At 55.1% G+C, this 24,311-nt stretch carries 23 protein-coding genes; 17 read left to right on the plus strand and 6 right to left on the minus strand.

Annotated features, from left to right (window positions below; all coding sequences use genetic code 11):
* Positions 1-109 precede the first annotated feature (109 nt).
* Positions 110-370, plus strand: a complete 261-nt coding sequence (locus tag ACVBEJ_RS05065) for a hypothetical protein (protein WP_447128522.1) — start codon at positions 110-112, stop codon at positions 368-370.
* Between the two features lie 117 nt (positions 371-487).
* Positions 488-1,009, plus strand: a complete 522-nt coding sequence (gene ruvC, locus ACVBEJ_RS05070) for a crossover junction endodeoxyribonuclease RuvC (RefSeq protein ID WP_447128523.1) — start codon at positions 488-490, stop codon at positions 1,007-1,009.
* 62 nt (positions 1,010-1,071) lie between these two features.
* On the opposite strand, the gene dxs is transcribed toward ruvC, so the two are convergent.
* From dxs to purM, 4 genes are all read right to left on the minus strand, one after another.
* On the minus strand, positions 1,072-3,033 hold the full coding sequence (dxs, locus tag ACVBEJ_RS05075) for a 1-deoxy-D-xylulose-5-phosphate synthase (RefSeq protein ID WP_447128524.1): 1,962 nt from the start codon (positions 3,031-3,033) through the stop codon (positions 1,072-1,074).
* A 184-nt stretch (positions 3,034-3,217) separates the two neighbouring features.
* Positions 3,218-3,931 carry a DUF3108 domain-containing protein gene (locus ACVBEJ_RS05080; protein ID WP_447128525.1) on the minus strand — a complete coding sequence of 238 codons (714 nt, stop codon included), beginning with the start codon at positions 3,929-3,931 and terminating at the stop codon, positions 3,218-3,220.
* A gap of 90 nt (positions 3,932-4,021) precedes the next feature.
* Complete coding sequence (gene purN, locus ACVBEJ_RS05085) at positions 4,022-4,678, minus strand: phosphoribosylglycinamide formyltransferase (RefSeq protein WP_447128526.1); 657 nt, start codon at positions 4,676-4,678, stop codon at positions 4,022-4,024.
* Positions 4,675-5,736 (minus strand): phosphoribosylformylglycinamidine cyclo-ligase, encoded by a 1,062-nt coding sequence (purM, locus tag ACVBEJ_RS05090; RefSeq protein WP_447128527.1) that lies wholly within the window; start codon positions 5,734-5,736, stop codon positions 4,675-4,677. Before purM ends, purN begins: the two co-directional genes overlap by 4 nt.
* Positions 5,737-5,881: 145 nt before the next feature.
* Between purM and ACVBEJ_RS05095 the strand changes: the two genes are divergently transcribed.
* The 6 genes from ACVBEJ_RS05095 (at position 5,882) to ACVBEJ_RS05120 (ending at position 11,177) form a co-directional block, all read left to right on the plus strand.
* Positions 5,882-6,943, plus strand: coding sequence for a DUF2066 domain-containing protein (locus ACVBEJ_RS05095; RefSeq protein ID WP_447128528.1), 1,062 nt, complete (start codon positions 5,882-5,884; stop codon positions 6,941-6,943).
* A gap of 7 nt (positions 6,944-6,950) precedes the next feature.
* Positions 6,951-7,664 (plus strand): DnaA regulatory inactivator Hda, encoded by a 714-nt coding sequence (hda, locus tag ACVBEJ_RS05100; RefSeq protein WP_447128529.1) that lies wholly within the window; start codon positions 6,951-6,953, stop codon positions 7,662-7,664.
* A gap of 207 nt (positions 7,665-7,871) precedes the next feature.
* Positions 7,872-8,630, plus strand: a complete 759-nt coding sequence (locus ACVBEJ_RS05105; protein ID WP_447128530.1) for a TIGR04219 family outer membrane beta-barrel protein — start codon at positions 7,872-7,874, stop codon at positions 8,628-8,630.
* A gap of 176 nt (positions 8,631-8,806) precedes the next feature.
* On the plus strand, positions 8,807-9,538 hold the full coding sequence (locus tag ACVBEJ_RS05110; RefSeq protein ID WP_447128531.1) for a 5-oxoprolinase subunit PxpA: 732 nt from the start codon (positions 8,807-8,809) through the stop codon (positions 9,536-9,538).
* Entirely contained in the window at positions 9,538-10,254 is a 717-nt protein-coding gene (pxpB, locus tag ACVBEJ_RS05115; protein ID WP_447128532.1) for a 5-oxoprolinase subunit PxpB, read from the plus strand. Before ACVBEJ_RS05110 ends, pxpB begins: the two co-directional genes overlap by 1 nt.
* Positions 10,255-10,280: 26 nt before the next feature.
* A complete protein-coding gene (locus tag ACVBEJ_RS05120; protein WP_447128533.1) occupies positions 10,281-11,177 on the plus strand; it encodes a 5-oxoprolinase subunit C family protein in 897 nt (298 codons plus the stop codon).
* Positions 11,178-11,249: 72 nt separating this feature from the next.
* Here ACVBEJ_RS05120 and ACVBEJ_RS05125 read toward each other — a convergent pair whose 3' ends face one another.
* Positions 11,250-13,820 (minus strand): penicillin-binding protein 1A, encoded by a 2,571-nt coding sequence (locus tag ACVBEJ_RS05125; protein ID WP_447128534.1) that lies wholly within the window; start codon positions 13,818-13,820, stop codon positions 11,250-11,252.
* A 140-nt stretch (positions 13,821-13,960) separates the two neighbouring features.
* Between ACVBEJ_RS05125 and ACVBEJ_RS05130 the strand changes: the two genes are divergently transcribed.
* From ACVBEJ_RS05130 to ACVBEJ_RS05170, 9 genes are all read left to right on the plus strand, one after another.
* Positions 13,961-15,028 carry a pilus assembly protein PilM gene (locus tag ACVBEJ_RS05130; protein WP_447128535.1) on the plus strand — a complete coding sequence of 356 codons (1,068 nt, stop codon included), beginning with the start codon at positions 13,961-13,963 and terminating at the stop codon, positions 15,026-15,028.
* Complete coding sequence (locus tag ACVBEJ_RS05135) at positions 15,028-15,630, plus strand: PilN domain-containing protein (RefSeq protein WP_447128536.1); 603 nt, start codon at positions 15,028-15,030, stop codon at positions 15,628-15,630. The genes ACVBEJ_RS05130 and ACVBEJ_RS05135 overlap by 1 nt, the downstream gene beginning before the upstream one ends.
* On the plus strand, positions 15,630-16,250 hold the full coding sequence (locus ACVBEJ_RS05140) for a type 4a pilus biogenesis protein PilO (protein ID WP_447128537.1): 621 nt from the start codon (positions 15,630-15,632) through the stop codon (positions 16,248-16,250). The genes ACVBEJ_RS05135 and ACVBEJ_RS05140 overlap by 1 nt, the downstream gene beginning before the upstream one ends.
* Complete coding sequence (locus ACVBEJ_RS05145) at positions 16,250-16,804, plus strand: pilus assembly protein PilP (protein ID WP_447128538.1); 555 nt, start codon at positions 16,250-16,252, stop codon at positions 16,802-16,804. The genes ACVBEJ_RS05140 and ACVBEJ_RS05145 overlap by 1 nt, the downstream gene beginning before the upstream one ends.
* Positions 16,805-16,823: 19 nt before the next feature.
* The gene (gene pilQ / locus ACVBEJ_RS05150; protein WP_447128539.1) at positions 16,824-18,965 is read left to right on the plus strand and encodes a type IV pilus secretin PilQ; all 2,142 of its coding nucleotides are present in this window, start codon (positions 16,824-16,826) and stop codon (positions 18,963-18,965) included.
* A gap of 84 nt (positions 18,966-19,049) precedes the next feature.
* A complete protein-coding gene (gene aroK / locus ACVBEJ_RS05155) occupies positions 19,050-19,571 on the plus strand; it encodes a shikimate kinase AroK (RefSeq protein ID WP_447128540.1) in 522 nt (173 codons plus the stop codon).
* Positions 19,572-19,639: 68 nt separating this feature from the next.
* Entirely contained in the window at positions 19,640-20,719 is a 1,080-nt protein-coding gene (aroB, locus tag ACVBEJ_RS05160; RefSeq protein ID WP_447128541.1) for a 3-dehydroquinate synthase, read from the plus strand.
* A 12-nt stretch (positions 20,720-20,731) separates the two neighbouring features.
* Complete coding sequence (hemE, locus tag ACVBEJ_RS05165; RefSeq protein WP_447128542.1) at positions 20,732-21,835, plus strand: uroporphyrinogen decarboxylase; 1,104 nt, start codon at positions 20,732-20,734, stop codon at positions 21,833-21,835.
* Positions 21,836-21,983: 148 nt separating this feature from the next.
* A complete protein-coding gene (locus ACVBEJ_RS05170; RefSeq protein WP_447128543.1) occupies positions 21,984-23,384 on the plus strand; it encodes an HD-GYP domain-containing protein in 1,401 nt (466 codons plus the stop codon).
* Positions 23,385-23,425: 41 nt separating this feature from the next.
* Here ACVBEJ_RS05170 and asd read toward each other — a convergent pair whose 3' ends face one another.
* Positions 23,426-24,310, minus strand: a complete 885-nt coding sequence (gene asd, locus ACVBEJ_RS05175; RefSeq protein WP_447128544.1) for an archaetidylserine decarboxylase — start codon at positions 24,308-24,310, stop codon at positions 23,426-23,428.
* Position 24,311: the final 1 nt, after the last annotated feature.

Here is a 24,311-nt window from a genome sequence, read left to right on the forward strand (position 1 = left end):
GAAGAATCTCAGTGTTTTACGGAACGACGAGATCCTTCGTTGCACTCAGGATGACAATATAGGCTAGCGTAGAAACATTTAACCAAAGACTTTTAAAAAGGTAGTGAACATGAAAACCATCAAAAAAACCGCTGACTACACCATCTATCAAAAGCGCAACGAGCGCTACGCGGTCAAAGGTGCTGACAAGAAATGGGTTAACGGCGAAGAAAAAGCCAAAATCCTGCTGGCGGAAGAACTGATCAAACTGTCTGTCGCCGCTCCCGTTGAAGAAGAGCCGGTAGAAGAAGTGACAGAAGAAGCCACAGAGGAGGCGGTTGCCGAAGAAGCGCCGGCGGAAGAAGAGGCTGCCGAAGAAGACAAAGAGTAACGGTTGGACGTTTGAGGTTCGACGTTTGACGGGACAGGCGGCCAATGGCCGCCTGTTTTGTTTGTGCGGTTTGAGTTACCCTTCGTCCAACATCAAACATCCAGCGTCAAACCGTATATGACTCGCATCCTCGGCATCGACCCCGGCTCCCAACGCACCGGCTTTGGTGTTATCGAAGTAGTGGGTTCGCGCGAGAGTTACGTCACCAGCGGTATAATCAAACTGCCAGCGCAGGCCACCCTGCCGGAAAAATTGAAAATTATCTACGCCGGTGTCAGCGAAATTATTGCCGAGACATCCCCGGATATGATGGCGGTGGAAGAAGTATTTTTTGCCAAAGACCCCCGTGCTGCGTTAAAGCTTGGCCAGGCCAGAGGCAGTGCTATCGTAGCAGGCATGAATGCGGGTATTCCGGTAGGCGAATATTCCGCCCGCACCGTCAAACAGGCGGTGGTGGGCAACGGTGCGGCCACCAAAGAACAGGTGCAGGAAATGGTGGTGCGGCTGTTAAAGCTGTCAGCCACTCCCAAGGAAGACGCCGCTGATGCCCTGGCCGTTGCCCTGTGTCATGCCCAGAGCAGTCGTACACAAGCGAATATGGCGGGGGTGAGCCGTTATGCAAGGGGACGGAATAGGTAACAGGTGACAGGGCGGGCTTCGCCCTTACAGGACGCGCTGCGCGCTACAGGGGTGGGTTCCTGTCACCTGTATCCTGTAAGCGAAGCGTCTTGTAACCTTTGCCCTTTGCCATCCAACAACTGCAACCGCACCTCAATCCCCCGCTCGATTCCCGCTGCATCCAGGCCAACTTGAGCTAACTGCTCACCGTGGCTGGCGTGGTCGATATAGCTGTCTGGCAGGCCCAGGTGCAGCACTGGCATAACCACGCCAGTCTGTGCCAGGTATTCACTCACCGCGGCACCGGCACCGCCGTGAACGCTGTTTTCTTCCAGGGTAACCAGCAGGTCGTGATCCATGGCCAGCTGTTCAACCAATTGTTCGTCCAGCGGTTTGACAAATCGCATATCCGCTACCGTAGCGTTGAGTTTTTCCGCCGCCTGCAAGCCGTGATGCAGCAGAGTGCCGAAGTTGAGAATGGCCACTTTGCAGCCTTGGCGTACCACCTCGCCACGGCCAATGGGCAGGGCGCTCATCTGCTGTTGGATTTCTACGCCGGGGCCGGTGCCGCGGGGGTAGCGCACCGCCGCCGGGCCATTGTGGATAAAGCCGGTGTACAAAAGTTGGCGGCACTGGTCTTCATCAGAGGGTGTCATCACCACCATATTGGGCACGCAGCGCAGATAACTCAGGTCAAAGCTGCCCGCGTGGGTGGCACCGTCTTCCCCCACCAGCCCGGCGCGGTCGATGCCAAAAGTGACGTCCAGGTTTTGCAGGGCCACGTCGTGAATCAACTGGTCGTAGGCACGCTGTAAAAAGCTGGAATAAATCGCCACAACCGGTTTTTGGCCTTCACAGGCCATGCCCGCTGCCAGGGTTACTGCGTGTTGTTCGGCAATGGCCACATCGTGATAACGCTGGGGAAAGCGCTTGGCGAACTCCACCATACCGGAGCCTTCGCACATGGCCGGGGTAATACCCACCAGCTTGCCATCCTGCTCCGCCATGTCGCAGAGCCAGTCGCCAAAAATGTCCTGGTATTTCTTTTTGTTGGCGGCTTTTGGCTTCAGGGTTTTGTCCGCTGAACTCACCGCCGTTTCGGTTTTGGGTTCGATTTTACTGAGGGCGTGGTAACCCACCGGGTCGTCTTCCGCCGGGGTAAAGCCCTGGCCTTTGCAGGTGATGCAGTGCAGTAGCACCGGGCCGCGAAGGTGTTGCAGGTTCTCGATGGTGTGAATCAGCTGTGGCAGGTCGTGGCCGTCGATGGGGCCAATATAGTTAAAACCCAATTCCTCGAACAGGGTGCCAGGGGCCACCATGCCCTTCATGTGTTCTTCGGTGCGGCGCACAAAGGCGGCGGCGGAGGGAATGGCTTTTAGTACCTTTTTACCGCCTTCGCGAATGGTGTTGTAAAAACGGCTTGCCCAGATTTTCGAGAAGTAGGTAGCTAGCCCCCCCACGTTGTGGGAGATGGACATGTTGTTGTCGTTGAGCACCACCAGCATATCCGCGTCTGTGTGCGCGGCGTGGTTCAGGGCTTCAAACGCCATACCTGCAGTCATGGCACCGTCGCCAATAACCGCCACGGTGCGGCGCCCCTCTCCAGACATTTCGGCACCCAGGGCCATGCCCAGCGCAGCGCTGATGGAGGTGCTGGAATGCCCCACACCAAAGGTGTCGTATTCACTTTCGCTGCGTTTGGGGAAGCCGGACAGTCCCCCTTTATGGCGAATGCCTGCCATCTGCTCGCGGCGGCCGGTAAGAATTTTGTGCGGATAAGTCTGGTGGCCCACATCCCACACCAGGCGGTCGTGGGGAGTGTTGTAGGCGTAGTGCAGGGCGAGGGTCAGTTCTACCACGCCGAGGCCAGCACCAAAATGCCCGCCGGTGCGACCCACGGTATACAGCAGGAAAGCACGCAGTTCGTCCGCCAGTTGCAGCAGTTGCTCCTCGCTGAAATGGCGCAGCTGCGCCGGCTCACCAATGCTGTCCAGCAGTGGTGTGGTGGGGCGGGAAAGGGGGATTTGGGTAAATTTCTTTGCCATGGCAAGCACGCTTGTCAGTGAGGCGGCAATATTACAATAAAAAGACGCGCTTAGCCCCTTCTATAGAGTGGGTAAATGCTGGAGAGGAATCATCTACGTTGATGTCATTCTGAGCGCAGCGAAGAATCTCTTTGTTGAATCGGGCTATGAGATCCTTCGCTGCGCTCAGGATGACGGATTCGGACTATTGATCCGTATCCGTCATCTCCACCGAACGCAAATACAACGAATACTCATCCCCATCGTTTTCCACCCGGTGAAACTTTGCCAGCAGGTAGTTGTACTTCGGAGCCATCCAGAAGGTGGTCTGGCGTTTGTTTGGGTCTTTGACGCGCTCCAGTTTGACGGTGTTGATCTCGCCCATGGGGGTGTCGATGGTTTCCTCGCCCACCACCTGAAAGTAGTAATCTTTGGTTTGGCCTCGGCGCACAATTCGGTAGTGCAATTCGGTTTTGCCTGCCATCAGATCGAGAGAGATTTGCAGCTGGTAGCCGAGCCAGTCCAGCTCGTTGCCGGCCAGTGTCAGTTCGCTGGCGTCGCCCTTGTAGATGCTGGTGACCTGGTTGTTTACCCAGTCGAAGGCCGCGGTTTCTGTTCTTCCGGAACCGAGTATTTTGCGCTTCATCTGGTAGTTGGTTGGCTTAATGCGGTTACCTTGCAGGGCAAATTCGCTGCTCTCTTTGATGCCGCCAAAAAAGAGGTGTCTGGCGTGGCTGCTAATGCGGTAATGGCCGTTTTCCAGGGGCTCCAAAGTTCGTATGGCCTTTAGGTGCATGCCCTTGTATTTGGCGCCGTAATTGGCAGTAAAAGGTTCCAGCTGGGGAGTTGGTTCAGGAGTTGCACTGTGGGCGGTGGCGCACAGAAGGCAAGTGAGTAAAGCGGTAACGGCGCGTTGCATAATCCTTGTTCCCACTGCTCTGGTGAGTTTCTGTAGGGGGATTAGCGTAGCGCAATCCACCATCGTACAAACAGCTCAAACGCCCTGCTGCTAATTTGGTTGAAAGGGGTGGCCGGTCTCTGGCAACAGTTCGCCATCCAGCAGTGCGCGGTTGCCTTGCATTTTCAAGCGGCCACTGCATAGCCAGTTGGCCGCCAAGGGGTAGATGCGGTGTTCAAATGTCAGTACCCGAGCAGCCAGGTCGTCGCTGCTGTCCCCGGCTTCAATCGGTACTGTTGCTTGTAGCACCGGTGGCCCGCCATCCAGTTCCTCGGTAACAAAGTGCACGGTGGCGCCGGCTTTACAGTCACCGGCGTCAATGGCCCGTTGATGGGTGTGCAGGCCGGGGTATTTGGGCAGCAGGGACGGGTGAATATTGAGCATGCGGCCCTGATAGCGGCGGATAAACTCCGCAGTAAGAATGCGCATAAAACCCGCCAGAATAATGATGTCTGGCTGGTAGCGATCAATACGCTCGGCCAGCGCCTGGTCAAAGGACTCGCGGCTGTCAAACCCGGTGTGGTCCACTACCTCGGCGCTGATGTTGGCGCGCTCGGCCCGTTGCAGGCCAAACACGCCGGGGCGGTTGCTGATCACAGCTGCCACTTCGCCCCCCAGGGAGCCATCGTTAGTGGCGTCGATAAAGGCTTGCAGATTGCTGCCGCTGCCGGAAATCAGCACCACTATCTGTGGTAGCGATTGGCTCACCCGTCGATTCCCACCAGTTCGACCTGTTCTTCGCCACTGGCGGCTTGGGTGATTTCGCCGATCAGGAAGGCTTCCTGATTGCTGGCGCGCAGGATATCGAAGGCGTTTTCGACACTGTCGGCGGGCACGCAGATCACCATGCCGACACCGCAGTTAAAGGTGCGGTGCATTTCCCGCTCGCTGACATTGCCGTGTTTTTGCAGCCAGTCGAACACTGCCGGGCGCTGCCAGCTGTTGGTGTCGATCACTGCTTTGGCGTTGTCTGGCAGCACTCTGGGAATGTTCTCCAGCAGGCCGCCGCCGGTAATGTGTGACAGGGCATGTACCTGACTGTCGCGAATCAGGCGCAGCAGGGGTTTGACGTAGATGTTGGTGGGCGCCATCAGCGCCTCGATCAGCGGCTTGCCGTCCAGCAGTTCTTTGTTGATGTCAGCGCCGGATACTTCAATGATTTTGCGAATCAGGGAATAGCCGTTGGAGTGGGGGCCGCTGGCGGCCAGGCCGATCAGTTTGTCGCCTACGTGCACAGAGCTGCCGTCGATAATTGCTGATTTTTCCACCACGCCGGTGCAAAAGCCCGCCAGGTCGTAGTCTTCACCTTCGTACATGCCTGGCATTTCGGCGGTTTCACCGCCCACCAGGGCGCAGCCCGCCAGTTCGCAACCTTTGCCAATGCCTTCCACTACCGCAGCGGCGGTATCCACATTGAGTTTGCCGGTGGCGTAATAATCCAGGAAGAACAGTGGTTCGGCGCCGCACACCACCAGGTCGTTGACGCACATGGCCACCAGGTCGATGCCGATGGAGTCGTGTACGCCGCTGTCCATGGCCAGACGCAATTTGGTGCCAACGCCATCGGTGCCGGACACCAGTACCGGCTCCCGGTAGCCCGCAGGCAGCTCGCAGAGGGCGCCAAAGCCGCCCAGTCCGGCCATCACTTCCGGGCGGCGGGTGTTTTTGGCAACGTGCTTGATGCGTTCTACCAGGGCGTTGCCGGCGTCGATGTCCACGCCGGCGTCTTTGTAGCTGAGAGGGGTGTTTTGTTGTTCTGTGGTCATTGAATGTGGCCGCGATCGATGTAAATTCAGAAGGCGCGTATTTTATCCAGTTCAGTGCCGCGACACCATCGAAATCGTTTATCCTTTACAATACGCACACGTAACTATTCAACATGCACGCTATAAAAATGGAAAGGATAGATCATTGAAGCTGTTACTCCGCCCAACTCTGGTTTTGTCGCTGTTTTCGTCTTTGCTTGTGTTTGCTGTCAGCGCCCAGGCGGTGCCGGTGAATGACCTGTACCGGGCCGAAATTACCCTTCAAGACAAAAGCAGTAAAGAACGCCAGCGGGCCGAGTCCGAGGGTTTGCGCAGGGTGCTGGTGAAAGTCAGCGGCAACTCAAAAACTGCCAGCCATCCGCAGATACAGGCGGCGATAAAAAGCCCTGGCAAATACGTCAGCGAATTTAGCTACCTGAGTCGCAGCGACGACGATGGCAATCGTCAGGTGGTGGCGGAAGTTACCTATTCCCCGGAAATGGTTGATCAATTGCTGGTCCGCAGTGGTCGGTCTATTTGGCCCGCGGATCGTTCGGAATTGCTGATGTGGATGGTGGTGGATCAGGCCGGTGAAGGCCGCAGCCATGTGTCGCCGGATGCCATGCCATACGTTTACAAGTTGTTACAACGCTCTGCCGCCGAGCGCGGCCAGCCACTGCAACAACCGCTACTGGATTTGGAAGATCACCTCACCCTGTCGGCCAAAGATGCCTGGGCTTTTGATCGGGGGTCTCTGGTCGCCGCTGCCCGCCGTTACAAGGTTCATCAGTGGAGCGTATTGCGCTTTTATGAAACCAGTAACGGACAGTTTCGCGGCACCGTACAGGTAGAGGCGGGGGCTCACAGCGGATTGCAGAACATCAACGCCGACACCCTGGACGAATTGATTCGTAAAGGGGTGGATATTGCCGTGGACCGGGTAGCTGCCGGTGCTACTTTTGTTCGCCAGCACACCGCGGAAGAATTTGCCCTGTTGCTGGAAAATATCAGCAGTTTCGACGATTACCAGGCGGCCATTGAACTGCTGTCCGAACTGAAAATGGTGCGCTCGGTGCGAGTGGCCTCCGCCGTTGGCAATCACCTGGATTTGCGGCTTACCATCGATGGTGGCGCTGCTGGCCTGCTGAGGATTCTCAACCGCAACAAACGTTTGGAGCCTCTGGTAGGTATCGACTCCGCAGCCATCAGCCGTTTTCGCTGGCGTTAACCCCCCGATGACCCGGTTCCCCAGCCAGATGGCATTGAGTGTTTCCCTCGATCGCCAGTGCACCCTGGATAATTTTTACGCTCCCGCAGGTTCTGTATTCGAGCAGGTGATATCTATCCTGCGCGGCTCGCTGATGACTGGGCAGGAGCCCTTTGTGTACCTGTGGGGCAACAGGGGCAGTGGTGTTACCCATCTGGTGCAGGGGGCCTGCCACCAGGCGTTGGCAGCGGGGTTGTCGGTGCAGTACCTGCCTGTTGATGAACTGTTGGAATATCCGCCGCAGGCGCTGTTTGACGGCCTGGAGCAAACAGACCTGGTGTGTGTGGATAACCTCCAGATGATTTCCGGGCAAGGTGAGTGGCAGGAGGCCCTGTTCCATTTGTTTAACGGTATCAAAGCACAGGGCAGTCGCTTGCTGGTGGGAGCCAACGCCAGTCCGGTGCAGGTGCCCATTGAGTTGGCGGATCTGAAATCCCGCCTGGCGTGGGGACTCAGCCTGCAACTGCCAGCCCTGGCTGATGAGCAAAAGGTGTTGCTGCTGCAATTCTGTGCCCGTCAGCGAGGCCTGGAATTGGCAGATGCCCCGGCTCAATACCTGTTCAGCCGCTTGCCCAGAGACATCGGTCAGCTGGTGGTGGCTCTGGATCAACTGGACAAAGCCTCCCTGCAAAGCCAGCGCCGCCTGACCATTCCTTTTATCCGTCAAATATTGCAGTTGTAATCATAATGAGCACTGGCTCACGGCTGTAATCGAAACTCTTCAGTAGCATCAATCCATAACTATCCATAACTATATCCATAACTACGTCATTGCGAGTCGCCGTAGGCGGCGCGGTAATCTCCAGCTACGGAGTATTTATCAAAAGATCGCCACGCTACGCTCGCGATGACGGAAAAGCAAAATAAAAAACAAAGGAGTTTGCCAGCCATGAAAACCAAAACAGTTGCCATCGCCATTGCACTCACCGCAGCCAGCAGCGCTGCCCAGGCGGATACCATATTGGGCCTGTACGCCGGTGTCGGTCAGTGGCAGTCAGAATTAAGTGGTGATGTGGGTGTAACCAGTACCGACTTTTCCAGCCTCGGTTTCGACGAGGAAAACAACAATATGTTTTACCTGGCGCTGGAACACCCGGTGCCGGGCCTGCCCAATATCAAGCTGCAGCGCACCGACCTGTCCACCACCGGCAGCGCCGCCCTGCAGGGCAACGTGCAATTCGACAACGTAATCTTCCCCTCTGGCACCACCCTGGCCACAGAAATCGACCTGGATCACAGCGATGCCACCTTCTATTACGAAGTGCTGGATAACTGGCTCAACCTGGACCTTGGGCTCACCGCCCGCCAGTACAAAGGCCAACTGACCGCCAGCAATAATGATGTAATACCACTGAGCGAAACCGTGGAACTGGACGTGGTTATTCCACTGGTGTACCTGAAAGGCCAGATCGACCTGCCGTTTACCGGCTTTTCCATAAAGGGCGAAGCCAATGCCATCGGCTACAGCGGCGACAGCATCAGCGACCTATCCGCCGCTATCGCCTGGCAGGATGACTTTTTGGTGGCTTTTGATCTGGGGGTAGAATTGGGCTATCGGAGAATGAATCTGGAAATTGATGATCTGGGGGATTTGAATACAGACTTGACCATTGATGGGCCGTATTTATCGTTGAATGCGCATTTTTGATTTTTGTCGCCAGTAGGGAAAACAAAAAGCCGGCAGCTTTTTTTGCCGGTTTTTTTAGGCTTATTAAAAGTGACTGGAGTCATCAGGGTTTTACTTCAATACATTTGTCTCAATACACCTGTCCATCAAAACACAAAGCGCAGTAAAATATCCGCTTTTGATAGCGCGGAACCACCATGCATTTAAACGGCGATCTCGGTGAAAGTTTTGGTCCCTGGGAAATGGGCATGGACGAGCAGTTAATGCCCCATCTGCATCGGGCCAATATCGCCTGTGGCTTTCACGCTTCCGACCCGCTGACCATGTCACGTACGGTGGCATTGGCGGTCGAGCACAACGTGACTGTTGGCGCTCACCCCGGCTACCCGGATTTACAGGGTTTTGGTCGTCGTTCGATTCCCTGTAGCCACAGCGAAATTATTGCTTTAGTTACTTACCAGGTGGGGGCGTTGGCAGCTATCGCTTATCGCCACAACGCTAGCTTGGCTTATGTTAAACCTCACGGCGCTCTGTATAGCGACATGATGGCCGATGACAGGGTCTGTTCTGCAGTGATGGAGGCAGTAGCCAGTTGTGCCGGTGATCTCTCTCTGGTGATGTTGTCCACTGCTGAAAATTCTCACTATCTGCAAATGGCTCAGCCTCTGGGTTTGTCCCTGGAGTTCGAGTTATTTGCCGACCGCGCTTACGGTGACGATGGTCGCTTGATGCCACGCAGCCAGCCCGGTGCGGTGCTGCAGAACAGCAAGCAAATTGTTGAACGGGTGGAGCGATTGTTGGCCAGTGGTGAGCTGATCAGTGCTAATGGCACCCCGCTGCGGTTACAGGCCGATACCCTGTGCGTACACGGTGATAACCCCGAAGCGGTGAACATAGCTCGCCGGTTGCGTCAATTGCTGGACAATTGATGGCGACGAACTACCCCAAAATCATTGCCGCCGGTGAAGAAGCGGCACTGGTTTATCTGGAGGATCGGCCCAGTGACGTTCTGTTATCCCGCATCCAGCAGCTGTGTACAAACATTGAGCAAGCTCGGCCTGAGTGGTTGGTGGAGTTGGTGCCATCCTTCACATCGCTGATGGTTTATTACGATGTCTTGCATGCGGATTTTGCTCAGGTGCAAGAACAGCTAAAGGATTTTCTTGAGGATGCCGGACGGCCCATCGATTCTGCCGCCGGCAGAACTTTGGAACTGCCGGTCTACTACGGCGATGAGGTGGCGCAAGATATCGACCGGGTAGGTGCAATCACCGGCCTTGGTCGCGAGCAAATTATTCACTTTCACACCAGCATTGAACTGCGGGTATATGCCCTGGGGTTTCGCCCGGGCTTTGGTTTTATGGGGTCGTTGCCAGAACAGTTGCGGGTGCCGCGCCTGGATACGCCGCGCCAACAGGTGCCCAAAGGAGCAGTCGCCATCGCCGAAGCGCAGGCAGCGGTTTATCCGGATGTCAGCCCCGGCGGTTGGAATATCATTGGTCGCTGTCCCATCCCCATGTTTGATAGACAATCCGCCCAGCCTGCCACTTATTTAAGTGTGGGGGATCGGGTGCAATTTGTGTCGGTGGACCGCCAGCAGTTTTTGCGGCTCGCCCAACAGCATGGGGGTGAGGTATCGCTCTGACGATTATTTCACCCGGTGTGCTGGCCATGGTGCAGGACGCGGGACGGTTGGGTAGCCAGCATCTCGGTGTTGGTGTTGGTGGACCTATGGATGCCCATGCCTTTGCCTGGGGCAATCGTCTGCTGGGTAATGCACCTGATGCAGCTCAAATTGAACTGTGCTTCGGCAATTTCCACGCCCGTTTTGAAGCCGCCACCTGGATCGCCCTGAGCGGTGCGGATTTGGATTGGCGTCTGGATGGTAAGCCGCTGGTTCCCTGGGCCAGCTATCGGGTGCAGCCCGGCAGTGAACTGCGAGCGGGGATGGCCAGCGCAGGCGTGCGTGGTTATCTGGCCGTGGCCGATGGCTGGCAGCTGCCTCTGGTGTTTGGCAGCTGCGCCACGGTAATCGGAGATCGCCTGGGTGGTTTGACGGAGGGCAGGCCGTTGCAGGCGGGGGACAGGTTGGCCTGCAATAACAGTGATAGTCGTTCAGCTGCTTTTGGCGGCCATCGGGTACCGCAAAAATTTATACCGGACTTTGGCGCTGCTATTACATTGAGGGTGGTGCCCGGCAATCAGTTTGAGCAATTTTCAACCCCCTGTCGCCAGCAGTTTTTTGCCCAGGAATACCAGCTCAGCAACCGCTGTGACCGCATGGGTTGCCGTATGGATGGGGAACCCATGGCCGATGTGCCCGCCAGTATGGTGTCGGAGGCGGTGCCGCTGGGTGCCATCCAGGTTCCCAGTGATGGCTTGCCCATTGTGTTGCTGAACGACCGCCAGACCATCGGTGGCTACCCAAAACTGGGTTCGGTTTACCAGGTGGATTTGCCCAGACTGGCCCAGTGCAGGCCGGGGGACAAGGTGAATTTTGTAGAAGGCAGTTTGCAACAAGCGCAAGCGGGGTTGCGGGAGTTTAAGCGCTTTTTTGCCGTGCCGTAGTGCTGAACCTTGGCTAGGAGGTGTGAACATTCCCTGGTCTCTTTATTGCGGGTAAGCGCAGTGGAAGCCGGGTTACAGTAATTCCTCGTCCAGCAACTCCCGCTCAATATTGCCGCCGCTGTTTTCCGGTTCCACCGGCAGGTGTTCGTGGCGGAAAATTTCGAAAATGGCACCGGGGAAGCGGGCGCTGACACGTTTGCCGGTTTTGGGGTCGACGCGAACCTGTACCAAACCGTCCGGTTGGCTGCGGGGTAGGTCCTCAACGCCCCTCAGTGCGGTGCGCATAAAGTCGATCCAGATGGGCAGGGCCGCGGACCCGCCGTATTCGTTTCTGCCCAGTGAGTTGTTGTTGTCGAAGCCCACCCAGGCGGTGGCGACAATGTGGGGGCTGTAGCCGGAAAACCAGGCGTCTTTGGCGTCGTTGGTGGTGCCGGTTTTGCCAGCGATGTCATTGCGTTTGAGTTGTTTGGCTTTGACGCCGGTGCCTTTGCGGATCACGTCTTTCAGTATGGAGTCCATGATGTAAGCCACCCGGGGCTCCACCACCCGTTCTGCTGTGCGGGGTTCGGGTTTTGGTGCAGATTGCTCGCCATTGCCGTCAGTGTCTGGCTGCTCTGGTTCAGTTTGCTCGGGACTGTCGCTGTTGGCCCACTGATCCAGGTCCAGTTGCTCCAGTTCCTGTTCTATTTGTTCCAGCTGTTGTTGTTCCAGTTGTTGTTCCAGTTGTGCCTCATCTTCTGTTTCTGCCGCGTCTTTGCTGACGGTATTGTCGGGAACCCGTGTCGGGTTGGCCTGGAAAAGAACATTGCCATAGACGTCTTCGATGCGGTCGATCAGGTAGGGCTCCACCAGGTAGCCGCCGTTGGCAAATACCGCATATCCCCTGGCGATCTCTATAGGGGGCAGAGCGTGGCTGCCCAGCGCCATGGTGTAGTTGTCGGGCAGGGCGTTGGGGTCAAAGCCAAAACGCGCCACCCCGTCAATGGCCGCTTTCAGGCCAATGGTGCGCAGCAGGCGGATGGAGACGGTATTGAGGGATTTGTACAGCCCTTTGCGCAGGCGGGTTTCACCGTACACCTCGCCGTTGTCGTTTTCTGGCTTCCAGTAGCCCTCCAACAGGCTGTCTTCCATGGAGATGCTGGCGCCGCTGACGGTGGATGCGGCGGTCATGCCACTATTGAGAGCAGCGGTGTATATAAAAGGTTTGAAGTTGGAACCGGGCTGGCGTTTTGCCTGGGTCACCCGGTTGTACTGGCTTTGGTCGAAATCAAAACCGCCCACCAGGGACTTGATGGCGCCATCCTGGGGCGACAGCGCTACCAGCGCTGACTGGGCGGTGGGTATTTGCGACAGGGCCCAGCTGCCATCCGATTTTTGTCTGAGGCGCATCAGGTCGCCAACGGCAAATTCATCGATGGTGTTTTTCAGCTTGCGGTAGCGGTTGGTGGTAATAAATCCACGCACTTCTTTGAGGTCGTCTTCCCAGGTGAGGGTGATGTCTTCGCCGGTTTTGCTCAGCAGGGTGATCTGCTGTTCATCTACGGCACTGACGATGGCGGGAGCCAGGTCGCCCACTATTGGCGTGTCCTTGAGAATGTCGGGCCATTCGGCAGGGTCGCTGAATTGTCGCTCCGGCCCCCGGTAGCCGTGGCGCCAGTCGTAGGTGGTGAGGCCGTTGCGCAGCGCGCGGCGGGCGCTCTTTTGCAGCTCACTGTCGATAGTGGCATAAACCCGCAGGCCATCGTTCATAAGATCAATGGGGTTGTCCTGGTACGCCTCGCTGCGATTGAGGTTGGCGATAATTTGTTTGGCTTCCAGGCGTACCATCTCCGATACATAAGGGGCGTTGAGCTCGGTTTGGGGGCCGTGATAGCGAGCGGTCACCGGCTCGGCCACTGCCAGGTCATATTCTTCCCGGGTGATGTAACCCAGGGGGGACAGCATGCGGGACAGAATCCAGTTGCGGCGTTCCAGTGATTCTTCCGGGCTGTTGATGGGGTTTTGCCGAGAGGGGGACTGGAACAACACCGCGATCATGGCGGTTTGTGCCAGACTCAGCTCATCAATGGGCTTGCCGTAGTAGACGTTGGCCGCTGCCTCCACACCGTAGGCGCGTTTGCCGAGGAACATTTTGTTGGCGTAGAGAGAGAATATTTCCTCTTTGGTCAACTCGTCCTCAATTCGAAATGACAACAGGATTTCGTTGAACTTGCGGGTGAATTCCTTTTTCTTGGTCAGGAAGAAATTGCGCGCTACCTGCATGGTCAATGTGCTGCCACCGCCCTGGCGCTCGCCACTTTTCACTATTTGCCAAACTGCCCGCCCCAGGCCCCGGGGGTCGATGCCCTTGTGCTCAAAAAAGCGGCTGTCTTCCGCCGCAAGTATGGCGTGCACCATATGTTTGGGAATGTCTTCATAGGCTATCGGGTTGCGTCGTTGTTCACCAAATTCGCCAATCAGTTGCGAATCTTGTGAATAAATTCGCAAAGGTGTTTGCAGTTTTACCGTTTTCAGGGTTTCAACGGTGGGTAATTTGGGGCTAAGGTATAGGTAAAGGCTGGCCGCTATTAGCAGTATGCCGCCGATTCCGGCGATAGTGAGGCGAATTAGAGAGCCGATTAGCGGTTTTGAGGGTAACTTCATCTGTTTCTGATGTGATTGGGCGTAAAGGCCGCTCATTATAGAGGCAGCATCGGTGATAAACAAAAATGCTTGCATTGTTGCGGCAAGTAATTAAAGTTGTTTATCGCAATGTCACATAACCCACGGATAAGAAAATAAAAATGGGATTACTACAGTTCTTGGATAAACGGCCAAAAAACCTGTTGGGGTTGGATATTACTTCCTCGGCGGTCAAGCTGTTGGAGCTCAGTGGCAGCCGTGACCGGCTCCGCGTGGAGAGCTACCTGGTGCGACCTCTGCCACCCAATACCGTTGTGGAAAAAAATATCAACGATGTCAGCGCCCTGGCAGATAATATTCGCAAGCTGCTCAACCAGTCCCACTGCAAACTCAAGGATGTAGCGGTATCGGTGTCGGGTTCATCGGTGATTACCAAGGTGATTGAGGCGCCCTCTGGCCTCAGCGACCAGGGTATGGAAGCTCATATTGCCCTGGAAGCGGATCAATACATTCCCTATCAATTGGATGAAGTGGCCATCGACTTTGAGGTGCTCGGCCCCTCGGAAAGCAACCCGGACCAGGTGGATGTGCTGCTGGCGGCCTGCCGTAAAGAGAACATTGATCAGCGCTCTGAGGCGCTGGCGGAAGCCGGGCTCACTCCGCGCGTTGTAGATGTAGAGGTGTACGCGGTAGAGCGCGCCTTCAATCTGCTGTCCCAGGGTGACCAGGATATGCAGAGTCAGGTAGTGGCCATTGCCGATATCGGCGCCACCATGCTGACTCTCAGCGTATTGGTGGATGGCAAAACCGTTTACACTCGGGAGCAGCTGTTTGGCGGCAAGCAGGTGACTGAGGAAATTCAGCGCCGCTACGGTCTTTCTGTGGAAGAAGCAGGTCAGGCCAAGAAGCAAGGCGGCTTGCCGGAGGATTACCAGTCTGAAATCCTCGACCCCTTTAAAGAAGCCCTGATCCAACAAATCTCCCGCTCTTTGCAATTCTTCTTCTCCTCCAGCCAATACAACTACGTCGACCAACTGGTGCTCGCCGGTGGTGTCGCCGCCATGGAAGGGCTGCGGGATGAAGTGGAAGAAAAGCTGGGGCTGCCCACCATGGTCGCCAACCCCTTTACCGGTATGTCGGTGTCCAAAAACGTCAATGCAGTGGCCTTGGCGAATGACGCTCCGGCCATGCTGGTAGCGGCAGGACTTGCGCTGAGGAGTTTTGAGTAATGGCATTGATTAACCTACTCCCCTGGCGTGAGGAACTTCGCCAGGAGAAGCAAAAAGAGTTTCTCAGTATTCTGATGCTGGTGCTGATTGTTGCCCTGGTTGCCGGCTTTGCCTGGCACTCGGTCGTCAAAGGGCAAATTGAAAATCAGCAAAGCCGCAACAAAATGCTGCAAGACAACATCAAGCTTCTGGAAAACGATCTCAGAGAGATCAATGCCCTGGAAGAAAAGAAAAAGCTGTGGCTGGCCCGTATGGATGTAATCCAGGGGTTGCAGAGCAACCGGGCTGAAGTGGTGAAAGTATTCGACCAGTTTGCCCGCGCCGTGCCCGATGGCGCTTTTTTGTCGGAGATGGTGTTGGCCAACGAAACTTCAGTTTCCCTGAAAGGCTTTGCCGAGTCCAACGCCCGGGTGTCTGCGTTTATGCGTCGCCTGGACGAATCGGAGAAGTTCGACAAGGCGGGCTCTCTGACCATGGGCAAGGATGAAACCCTGGGGGAGGACGGCACCCAATTCGAATTCAAGGCCCAGGTGGTCAAGCCCGCTTCCCTGGCAGAAGATGGCAGCGGTTCAGGAAATAATAACAATGGAGGGGAAGGCTAATGGCATTGTCTGACTCCATACAGGAGATGAAAAACTTCGATACCTCGGAGTTGACCCTGGAAAATATTGGTATCTGGCCAGTGGCTTACAAAGCCATTGCTTTGTTGTTTGTGGTTGCTCTGGTACTGGGGGGTACTTATTACCTCTATATCGGCGATATGAACACCCAACTGGCCTCGGAAAGCCGCAAAGAGCAACAGCTAAAGAAAGACTATAAAAAGAAAGCCTTTGACGCCGCCAACCTGGAGGCTTTGAAAGTGCAGATGGCAGACCTTGAAGAATCCTTTAAAAACCTCAAGAGCCAATTGCCCAAAGACACCGACATCCCCGATCTGGTGGATGAAATCTACGATGCCGGTCGCGGTAGCAGCGGTGTGGTGGCCAAGGTTGAGATGAACCCGGAGAGAGACGCCGAGCTGTTTATCGAGCAACCTATGGATGTGATAGTTGAAGGTGGCTACCACGATTTTGGCTCTTTCGTCAGCACCATATCTGCACTCTCCCGTATTGTTACTCTGCACGATTTCAAAATCGCCCCTGTCGGTGACAACAGCAGCCTGCTGCGCATGGAGATCAAAGCGAAAACCTACCGTTATAAAGCCGAGGAGGGAGAAGAATAATGAGCCCCTTTATTCGACGACTTTATCTTCGACTGTCCCTGCCTCTGGCGGCACTGCTGTTGACCGCCTGCGGTGGTGATGGCAACCACCAGGATTTGAAGCAGTATATGGCTGAGCAAAAACAGCAGACCGGAGGTGATATTCCGCCGCTGCCTACCGCACAGCCCTACAAAACCGCCAAGTACGATGCTTTTTTGCTGCGCAGCCCGTTTGAGGAACCAGAGGTAATTATTGCCGGCATGGTGCGGCGAGGCCCAACAGGTTCACGTGCGGTGAAGCCGAATGAAAACCGGGTGCGTGAGTATCTGGAGGATTTCAGCTTTTCGGCACTGAGCATGATGGGTTCCATAAATATGAAAGGCCAGACATGGTCATTGCTGGATGATGGCACCGGGACGATTCACCGGGTCAAAGTAGGCAACTATGTGGGCAAAAACCATGGGCGCATTACGTCTATTAGCAGGGACAAAATGCAAGTGATTGAAATCGTCTCCGACGGCAAGGGTGGCTGGCTGGAAAAGCCGCGCACCCTGTCGTTAGAGGTCAAGGAATAATCCGGTTGGGGAAGTTGGTATGAATAGGCATAAAAACAAAACAATTAGCACTCTATTTGCTGCTCTGGCCTGTTGGGTAACGTCACTTGTGGCGGCTGCCGAGCCGGTGACTCTGGACAAGGTGGATTTTGCTTCCCTGCCCGGTGATCGCTTCCAGGTGGTAATGACGTTCTCCGATACGCCACCGGAGCCCAGTGATTTGGCAATGGCTGATCCGGCGCGCCTGGTGATGGATTTCCCCGGTGTGCAAAGCCAATTGGAGCAAAAGCGTTACTCACTGTCGTTTGAAAACGCCCGCAGCTTCACCGCGCTAAGTGCCGGTGAACGCACCCGTGTGGTGTTGAGCATGCAACAGATGGTGCCCTATCAGTCACGGGTGGATGGCAATGTGCTTACCCTGGAAGTTGGCGCCTCTGCCAGCCAGGTAGCGGAAGTGGCGCAAGCGGCCAAAGTGCATACATCCGGTTACAACGGTGATGTCAGTGGTTCGGTGTCCGTTGCCAACGTCGATTTTGAACGTGGCGAAGGTGGTGAGGGCCGGGTGATCATCGATCTGTCTGACGCCAACGTCAATATTGACATCAACCAGGTGGGCAATGAAATTCAAGTGAATTTTTACCAGACGGCGCTGCCGGGCGACCTGGATCGCCGCCTCGATGTGGTCGATTTTGCCACCCCGGTGAAATCCATTGACAGCACTCGTCGCGGCTCCACCACTCACGTGGCCATCGGCGCCCTGGGTGAGTACGAGTATTCCGCTTATCAGGTGGATACCCAGTACGTGATTGAAGTGAAACCTCTGACCCCTCGCGAGTTGGAAGAACAGCGCAATAAATTTGCCTACAATGGCGAAAAAATGACCCTGAACTTTCAGGATATATCCGTTCGCGCGGTATTGTCACTGATCGCTGATTTTGGTGGCATAAATATTGTTGTCTCCGATGCGGTGGATGGCAGTACCACCTTGAACCTTACGGATGTGCCCTGGGATCAGGCCCTGGACGTTATCCTCAAAAACAAAGGCCTGGACAAGCGTCAGGAAGGCAACGTTATGCACGTTGGCCTGGCGGAAGATATCGCCGAGCAGGAGCGCCTGCAGGTAGAGGTCAACAAGCAACTGCAGGAGTTGGCGCCGCTGCGTACCGAGTATGTACGTATCAGCTATGCCAATGCGGAAGAACTGTTTGCACTTTATCGCGGTGAAAGGGCGGAAAGTGCCGATGGCACTTTGGATCGCGGCGACCTGAAAGTGGATTCTCGCACCAACACCATTATTATTACCGATACCGAAGAAAATATTGCCGAATTCCGTCGCCTGGTGAAAGAGCTGGATATCCCTATCCGCCAGGTAAGAATCGAAGCGCGTATTGTTACCGCCAATACGGATTTCCGTGAGGAGCTGGGTGCCCAGTGGCGCTTTGGTGGTGCGGCCAGCTTTAATGGCAATACCGTTGGCGCTGGTGGTGACGCTGGCAGTTTTGCTTCCAGCGATGGCGACGGCGGTGGCGGTGGCGTATTGAACTTTTTTGAAAATGGCCTCGGTGGTGGTGATTTAACACTTACAGAGCTGGTTGGTGTAGATCTTGGTGTCAATGAGCCCACTGGCAGCTTTGCTTTGGCGTTCTTGTCTGATAACGCCTTTTTGGACCTGGAACTGAGTGCCCTGGAAGAAGCGGGTCACGGTGAAGTGGTTGCCCAACCCAGTGTGACTACTGGTGACAAGCAGGAAGCCATGATTCGCACCGGTCAGGAGGTGCCCTTCCTGGAAGCCACTTCCAGTGGTGCTGCCAGTCTTCAGTTCAGGGAAGCACTATTGCAATTGCAAGTAACCCCGCAGATTACCCCGGACAATCGTATCAATATGGATCTGCTGATTACTCAGGACGCGGTAAGTGGTCAGGCCATCGGTCTTGCTAACAGTACAGTGCCGATCATTGATGTCACCAGCATTGAAACAACTGCTCTTGTGGGTGATGGTCAGACTATTGTACTGGGCGGTATTTTTCAGTTGGATGAACGCACGGATACTCGCAAGGTGCCGTTGCTGGGCGATATTCCGTTTGTGGGTAGATTGTTCCGCAACGAAACCGAGCGTTATGAAAAAACGGAAATCCTGATTTTTATCACGCCAAAAATTATCGATGATGCGCTAAATCAGTAAACGCGCTAAGCAAATAAAAAAACCGGAGCTCAGTCTCCGGTTTTTTTATTTGCAGTGCTCCATGGTGGCTGTTAGTTTTGCACCATGAAATACGCCAATAATATTTTTCTGGTCGGCCCTATGGGTACTGGCAAAACCACCATTGGCCGTCAACTGGCCAACCATCTGCGTATGTGCTTTCTCGATCTCGATCAGGAGATTGAGGAGCGCTGCGGTGCGGATATTCCCTGGATTTTTGATGTGGAAGGTGAGCAGGGCTTTCGCCTGAGGGAATCCCAGGTGCTTGAAGACCTGGTTGCAGACAAAGGCATGGTGCTCGCCACGGGTGGTGGGGCAGTGCTGGCGGAAAAAAATCGTCAATTACTCAAGCAGCACGGCGTAGTGGTGTACTTGAGTTCCACCTTGGAGCAGCTGTTGGAACGCACCCAAAAAGACCGCAAACGCCCCTTGCTGCAAGTGGATGATCCCCGCCAGGTGTTGGAACGCCTGATGCAAGAGCGGGAGCCGCTTTATCAGGATGTGGCGGATATTGTGATTACCTCCCGCAATCAACGCCCCCAGGTGGCTGCGGAAGAGTTGGCAGAGCAACTGCAAGCCTATATTTGACGACCCCGCCCTGCTGCGCTGTGGTAAAGTGGCGCCCCCATTATCGAGTTTTCTGGTATTTCCAATTCATGCGAACCCTTACCGTTGATTTGGCTGATCGCAGCTATCCGATTCATATTGGCACAGCATTGTTGGCTGATCCGGGCAGTTACAGCCCCTATATTCGTGGTCAGCGCGTCTGCGTTGTCAGCAACACCGCAGTGGCTCCGCTGTATCTGGCTGGGCTCAAAAACGCACTGGGCGCCTATCAGGTAGATGAGGTAATCCTGCCAGACGGCGAGCCCTACAAAAACCTCGACACGCTCAACCGGGTTTTTACCACCTTGCTGGAAAAACAGCACAACCGCCAGACCACCTTGATCGCATTGGGTGGCGGCGTGGTGGGGGATATGACCGGTTTTGCCGCAGCCTGCTACCAGCGAGGCGTGGATTTTATCCAAGTGCCCACCACCTTGCTGGCCCAGGTGGATTCATCGGTGGGGGGCAAAACTGCTGTCAATCATCCCATGGGCAAAAACATGATTGGTGCGTTTTACCAGCCCAGGGCGGTGATCATCGATACCGATGTACTGGCCAGCTTGCCAGAGAGGGAGTATGTGGCCGGTGTTGCGGAAGTCATTAAATATGGGGCGATCAACGATGGCGATTTTTTCCAATGGCTGGAGGAAAACAGCCAGCAACTGTTAAATCGTGACAGGCAGGCGCTGGTCTACGCCATTGAGTGCTCTTGTCGCAATAAGGCAGATATCGTCAGCCAGGACGAACGTGAAGGTGGTGTACGGGCGTTGCTGAATTTTGGTCATACCTTTGGCCACGCCATTGAAGCAGCCGGGGAATACAAGGAGTGGTTGCACGGTGAAGCGGTGGCAGCGGGTATGGTGATGGCAGCGGATTTGTCAGTGCGCCTCGGTTGGCTGCCTGCCGAGCAGCTGGAGCGATTGAGCCAGTTAATACAGCGGTTTGGTCTGCCGGTGGCTGCACCTCTGCATTTTCCCACTGATCAGCTGCTGGAACTGATGGCCGTCGACAAAAAAGCCACTGACGGTGGCCTGCGTCTGGTGTTGTTAAAAGCCATCGGCGATGCGGTGGTTACCACCGACTACCATCGTGACCAGCTGTGCGAAACTCTTAACTCTATCCGTATTTAATTGTGTATTGCTATGACTGAGTCGACTCCTGTTGAATCGAACGTTGAATTAAAAAATGACCGTTTTCTGCGCGCCCTGATGCGTCAACCGGTGGATGTGACTCCGGTATGGATGATGCGTCAGGCCGGGCGTTATTTGCCAGAGTATCGCGCTACCCGGGCCAGGGCTGGGGATTTTATGTCCCTGTGCCAGTCACCGGAACTGGCCTGTGAAGTCACTTTGCAACCCCTGGAACGCTACCCTCTGGATGCTGCCATTCTGTTTTCAGACATTCTTACCATACCCGATGCCATGGGCTTGGGGCTGTATTTTGAAACCGGTGAAGGTCCGAGATTTCGCAAGCCCGTGCAAACTGCCGCAGCGGTGGAAGCGCTGCAAGTGACAGATACCGAACGAGATTTACCCTATGTCACTGCCGCTGTTCGCACCATTCGCCGAGAGCTCAATGGTCGTGTGCCGTTGATTGGTTTTTCAGGCAGCCCATGGACACTGGCCACCTACATGGTTGAAGGGGGCAGCAGTCGCGATTGGGCGCGTACCAAGCAGATGTTGTATCAGCAACCGGAAGTGCTGCATTTATTGCTGTCGAAGCTGGCGGATTCAGTCACCGAATACCTCAACGCCCAGATTGCCGCCGGTGCCCAGGCGGTACAGATTTTCGATAGCTGGGGTGGAGCGTTGTCGCACAGTGCCTATGAAGAGTTTTCACTGGCCTATATGAAACGCATTGTGGCTGGGCTCAGCAAGGAATCTGAAGGCCGCGAAGTGCCGGTAATACTGTTTACCAAAGGTGGTGGTCAGTGGTTGGAAACGATGGCTGACAGCGGCTGTTATGCCCTGGGGCTGGATTGGACCACCGATATTGGCCAGGCTCGTCAGAGAGTGGGTGACCGCGTGGCCTTGCAGGGCAATATGGACCCGGCGGTGTTGTATTCATCGCCCGAGCGCATACGTCAGGAAGTGGGACAAATTCTGGCCGGTTTTGGTCGACACAGTGGTCATATTTTTAATCTGGGCCATGGTATCACCCCGTCGGTAGATCCCACCTGTGCAGGAGCATTTGTTGACGCAGTTCACGAATTGTCTGCGACTTATCATGCAGCTTCTGATCAGTGAATCCCACTTAAGCATTAAATGTGACCGGTTAACTCTACTACCTTTGTTTTGGTTGGTTAACTATCTACCCTTGGCATTGTCAAAGAAATACTTTGTCGGTGGTATGTCCCACCGCAGGGTTGAACAGTCACCAAGATAGTCAGTTGCCATGAGTATCAAGCCGGTTCAAGTCAATGTGAACGAGCTGCAGTTGGGTATGTTTGTATCCGGGCTCGATCGTCCCTGGACCCAGACTCCGTTTCCAATTCAGGGGTTTCTGGTACGTTCTTCGCTGGATGTAGAAAACCTTCGCGCCTACTGCGATTACGTTTATATCGACGTCACCAAAGGCCGTTCGGCGGCCCCCGCGAAGCCCAGCCCAGTTCCGCGTATACACCGCGGCGAGGTGCCGGATAAAAAGCTGAAAGCGCCACCTGCCCGCCCAGCGGCTGCCAAATCCGCCACTTCCGCAAACCGGGTTGGTCAGGTTCCCCTGAAAGTGCAGTACGGTGTCTATCGTACCGTAACGCCCATGCGCAAAGAGCTGGTTCAGGCCAACCGCGCTTTTAATACCCTCAAAGGCAACCTGAGCCTGTTTGCCAAGCAGCTGTCCAAAGGCAAACAGATCGATTACGACACCGTGCGCCGTTCCGTCAATTCCATGGTAGACAGCGTGCTGCGCTGCCCGGATGCCTTTACCTGGCTGATGCGCCTGCGTCGCAAAGATCAGGAAACCTACGATCACAGCTTGCGATCTGCTCTGTGGGCGGTGCAGTTTGCCCGCTTTATCGGCACCTCGAAAGCCGATATTCAAACCCTCTGCACCGCCACTTTGCTGAAAGATATTGGCAAAATGCGTTTACCCAAAGAGCTGCTGCAAAAGACCAACCGCAGCCCTGAGGAAGAACACCAGTACCGCCGCTTTGTGGAGTACGGCATAGAGATGCTGCGCAATACTCATCAGGTGGAAGCGAAAGTGATTTCCGTGGTGCGTCACCACTGCGAGCGCTTTGACGGCAGTGGCTACCCGGAAGGTCTGATTGGCAGCAAAATTCCCCTGTTGGCGCAGATGTGTGGTATCGCCACGGTGTACGATGCCATTTCCAATCCCCGGGAATCCGCCAAACCGGTGGCCGCCTCCCGAGCCATCAGTCTGATCTACAACATGCGTGACCGCCAGTTCCGCGAAGATCTGGTGTTGCAGTTTATTCAATCCATTGGCTTGTATCCCACGGGCACAATGGTTGAGTTGACTACCGGTGATATTGGTGTGGTGGTAGAACAGGATCAGGACTCACGCCTGACTCCCAAAATTGCTCTGCTGGCTAACCGTCAGGGTGATGGCGAGAAAATCGTTGTCGACCTCAAGGACCAAAAAGCGGTTACTGCGATTCTGGAACAGCGCCAGCAGTTAATGCGTACACCTGGCAAAGTGGCCATTGCCCGCGATCTTGAGCCCTCCCGCTTTGATTTCGATGTCACCGACCTGACGCCGGAATTTCTGCAGCCCAAAGCGGAGTTTGCAGGTGGTGTCTTGGGTAGCCTGAAAGAGCGGCTGCTGCGGCGTTAAAGGTTTTCTTTGCGCCGCAATCTACTTAGGTTGTAACCCAGTTAGGTTGCAACCCCTAGTACCTCCCCCATTTTTACCCCTCTGCCCCGGCTCAATTGCTGGTGCCAGTGCATGGCGTCTTTTTCAAACAGCATAATCACCGTTGAGCCAAAGTTAAAGTGACCCAATTCATCTCCTTTATTCAGGGTGATTGCGGTTTTGCTGTCAAACGTTTGCTCAATTACAGCCTGTGGGTTGGGGGTAAATTGACCCTGCCAGACTGTGCCAATGCCAGCCACCAGCATGGCCCCCACCAGAACGATAGCCACTTTGCCAACCGGTGTTTGAAACAGGCACACCAAGCGCTCGTTGCGGGCGAATAGCCCCGGAATATGAGTGGTGGTGGCTCTGTTGACAGAAAACAGGTGCCCTGGAATATAGCGGCTGTGCAGCAGTTGGCCATCAACGGGCATATGTACCCGGTGGTAATCCTTTGGGGACAGGTAGATGGTGGTAAAAGCCCCTTGTTCAAACAGGCTGGCATCCTGTTCGCTGCCCAGCAGGGCGTTGGCGGCAAAGGTTTTGCTCTTTGCCTGTATCAACTGGTCGCCCTGCAAGTAACCAATCTGGCTGATGGTGCCATCCGCCGGGCTGGTAATGGCATTGCTGCTGGTATCCAGAGGGCGTACATCCGGCTTTAACTGGCGGGTAAAAAAGGCATTGAAACAAGGGTAATGTTCCAGGTCTTGCTGCAGCGCTTCTTCCATATTGATGTCATAAGCCGCTACAAAGCGTTCAATCAGCCAGCGTTTGAGCCACGGTGTTTCGCTGTCGGCGAGCCTGGCGATCAGCCGCGACAGGCTGTGCTGGGGCAACAAACGCTGCAATGCGGCAAACAATTCGCCGGGCAGGTTTTTAAGGGCAGGGTTCTGCAACGGTGTTGCCACA

Source organism: Porticoccus sp. GXU_MW_L64, assembly GCF_052983295.1.

Excerpts from the sequence above, each read along its gene's own strand:
- pxpB (WP_447128532.1), top strand. The coding sequence starts at position 9,538 with ATGGCGACGAACTACCCCAAAATCATTGCCGCCGGTGAAGAAGCGGCA.
- ACVBEJ_RS05120 (WP_447128533.1), top strand. The coding sequence starts at position 10,281 with ATGGTGCAGGACGCGGGACGGTTGGGTAGCCAGCATCTCGGTGTTGGT.
- dxs (WP_447128524.1), bottom strand. The coding sequence starts at position 3,033 with ATGGCAAAGAAATTTACCCAAATCCCCCTTTCCCGCCCCACCACACCA.
- aroB (WP_447128541.1), top strand. The coding sequence starts at position 19,640 with ATGCGAACCCTTACCGTTGATTTGGCTGATCGCAGCTATCCGATTCAT.
- purM (WP_447128527.1), bottom strand. The coding sequence starts at position 5,736 with ATGACCACAGAACAACAAAACACCCCTCTCAGCTACAAAGACGCCGGC.
- ruvC (WP_447128523.1), top strand. The coding sequence starts at position 488 with ATGACTCGCATCCTCGGCATCGACCCCGGCTCCCAACGCACCGGCTTT.
- ACVBEJ_RS05110 (WP_447128531.1), top strand. The coding sequence starts at position 8,807 with ATGCATTTAAACGGCGATCTCGGTGAAAGTTTTGGTCCCTGGGAAATG.
- ACVBEJ_RS05125 (WP_447128534.1), bottom strand. The coding sequence starts at position 13,820 with ATGAAGTTACCCTCAAAACCGCTAATCGGCTCTCTAATTCGCCTCACT.
- ACVBEJ_RS05140 (WP_447128537.1), top strand. The coding sequence starts at position 15,630 with ATGGCATTGTCTGACTCCATACAGGAGATGAAAAACTTCGATACCTCG.
- ACVBEJ_RS05130 (WP_447128535.1), top strand. The coding sequence starts at position 13,961 with ATGGGATTACTACAGTTCTTGGATAAACGGCCAAAAAACCTGTTGGGG.
- ACVBEJ_RS05065 (WP_447128522.1), top strand. The coding sequence starts at position 110 with ATGAAAACCATCAAAAAAACCGCTGACTACACCATCTATCAAAAGCGC.
- ACVBEJ_RS05145 (WP_447128538.1), top strand. The coding sequence starts at position 16,250 with ATGAGCCCCTTTATTCGACGACTTTATCTTCGACTGTCCCTGCCTCTG.
- ACVBEJ_RS05170 (WP_447128543.1), top strand. The coding sequence starts at position 21,984 with ATGAGTATCAAGCCGGTTCAAGTCAATGTGAACGAGCTGCAGTTGGGT.
- aroK (WP_447128540.1), top strand. The coding sequence starts at position 19,050 with ATGAAATACGCCAATAATATTTTTCTGGTCGGCCCTATGGGTACTGGC.
- ACVBEJ_RS05135 (WP_447128536.1), top strand. The coding sequence starts at position 15,028 with ATGGCATTGATTAACCTACTCCCCTGGCGTGAGGAACTTCGCCAGGAG.
- pilQ (WP_447128539.1), top strand. The coding sequence starts at position 16,824 with ATGAATAGGCATAAAAACAAAACAATTAGCACTCTATTTGCTGCTCTG.
- ACVBEJ_RS05105 (WP_447128530.1), top strand. The coding sequence starts at position 7,872 with ATGAAAACCAAAACAGTTGCCATCGCCATTGCACTCACCGCAGCCAGC.
- ACVBEJ_RS05080 (WP_447128525.1), bottom strand. The coding sequence starts at position 3,931 with ATGCAACGCGCCGTTACCGCTTTACTCACTTGCCTTCTGTGCGCCACC.
- hemE (WP_447128542.1), top strand. The coding sequence starts at position 20,732 with ATGACTGAGTCGACTCCTGTTGAATCGAACGTTGAATTAAAAAATGAC.
- hda (WP_447128529.1), top strand. The coding sequence starts at position 6,951 with ATGACCCGGTTCCCCAGCCAGATGGCATTGAGTGTTTCCCTCGATCGC.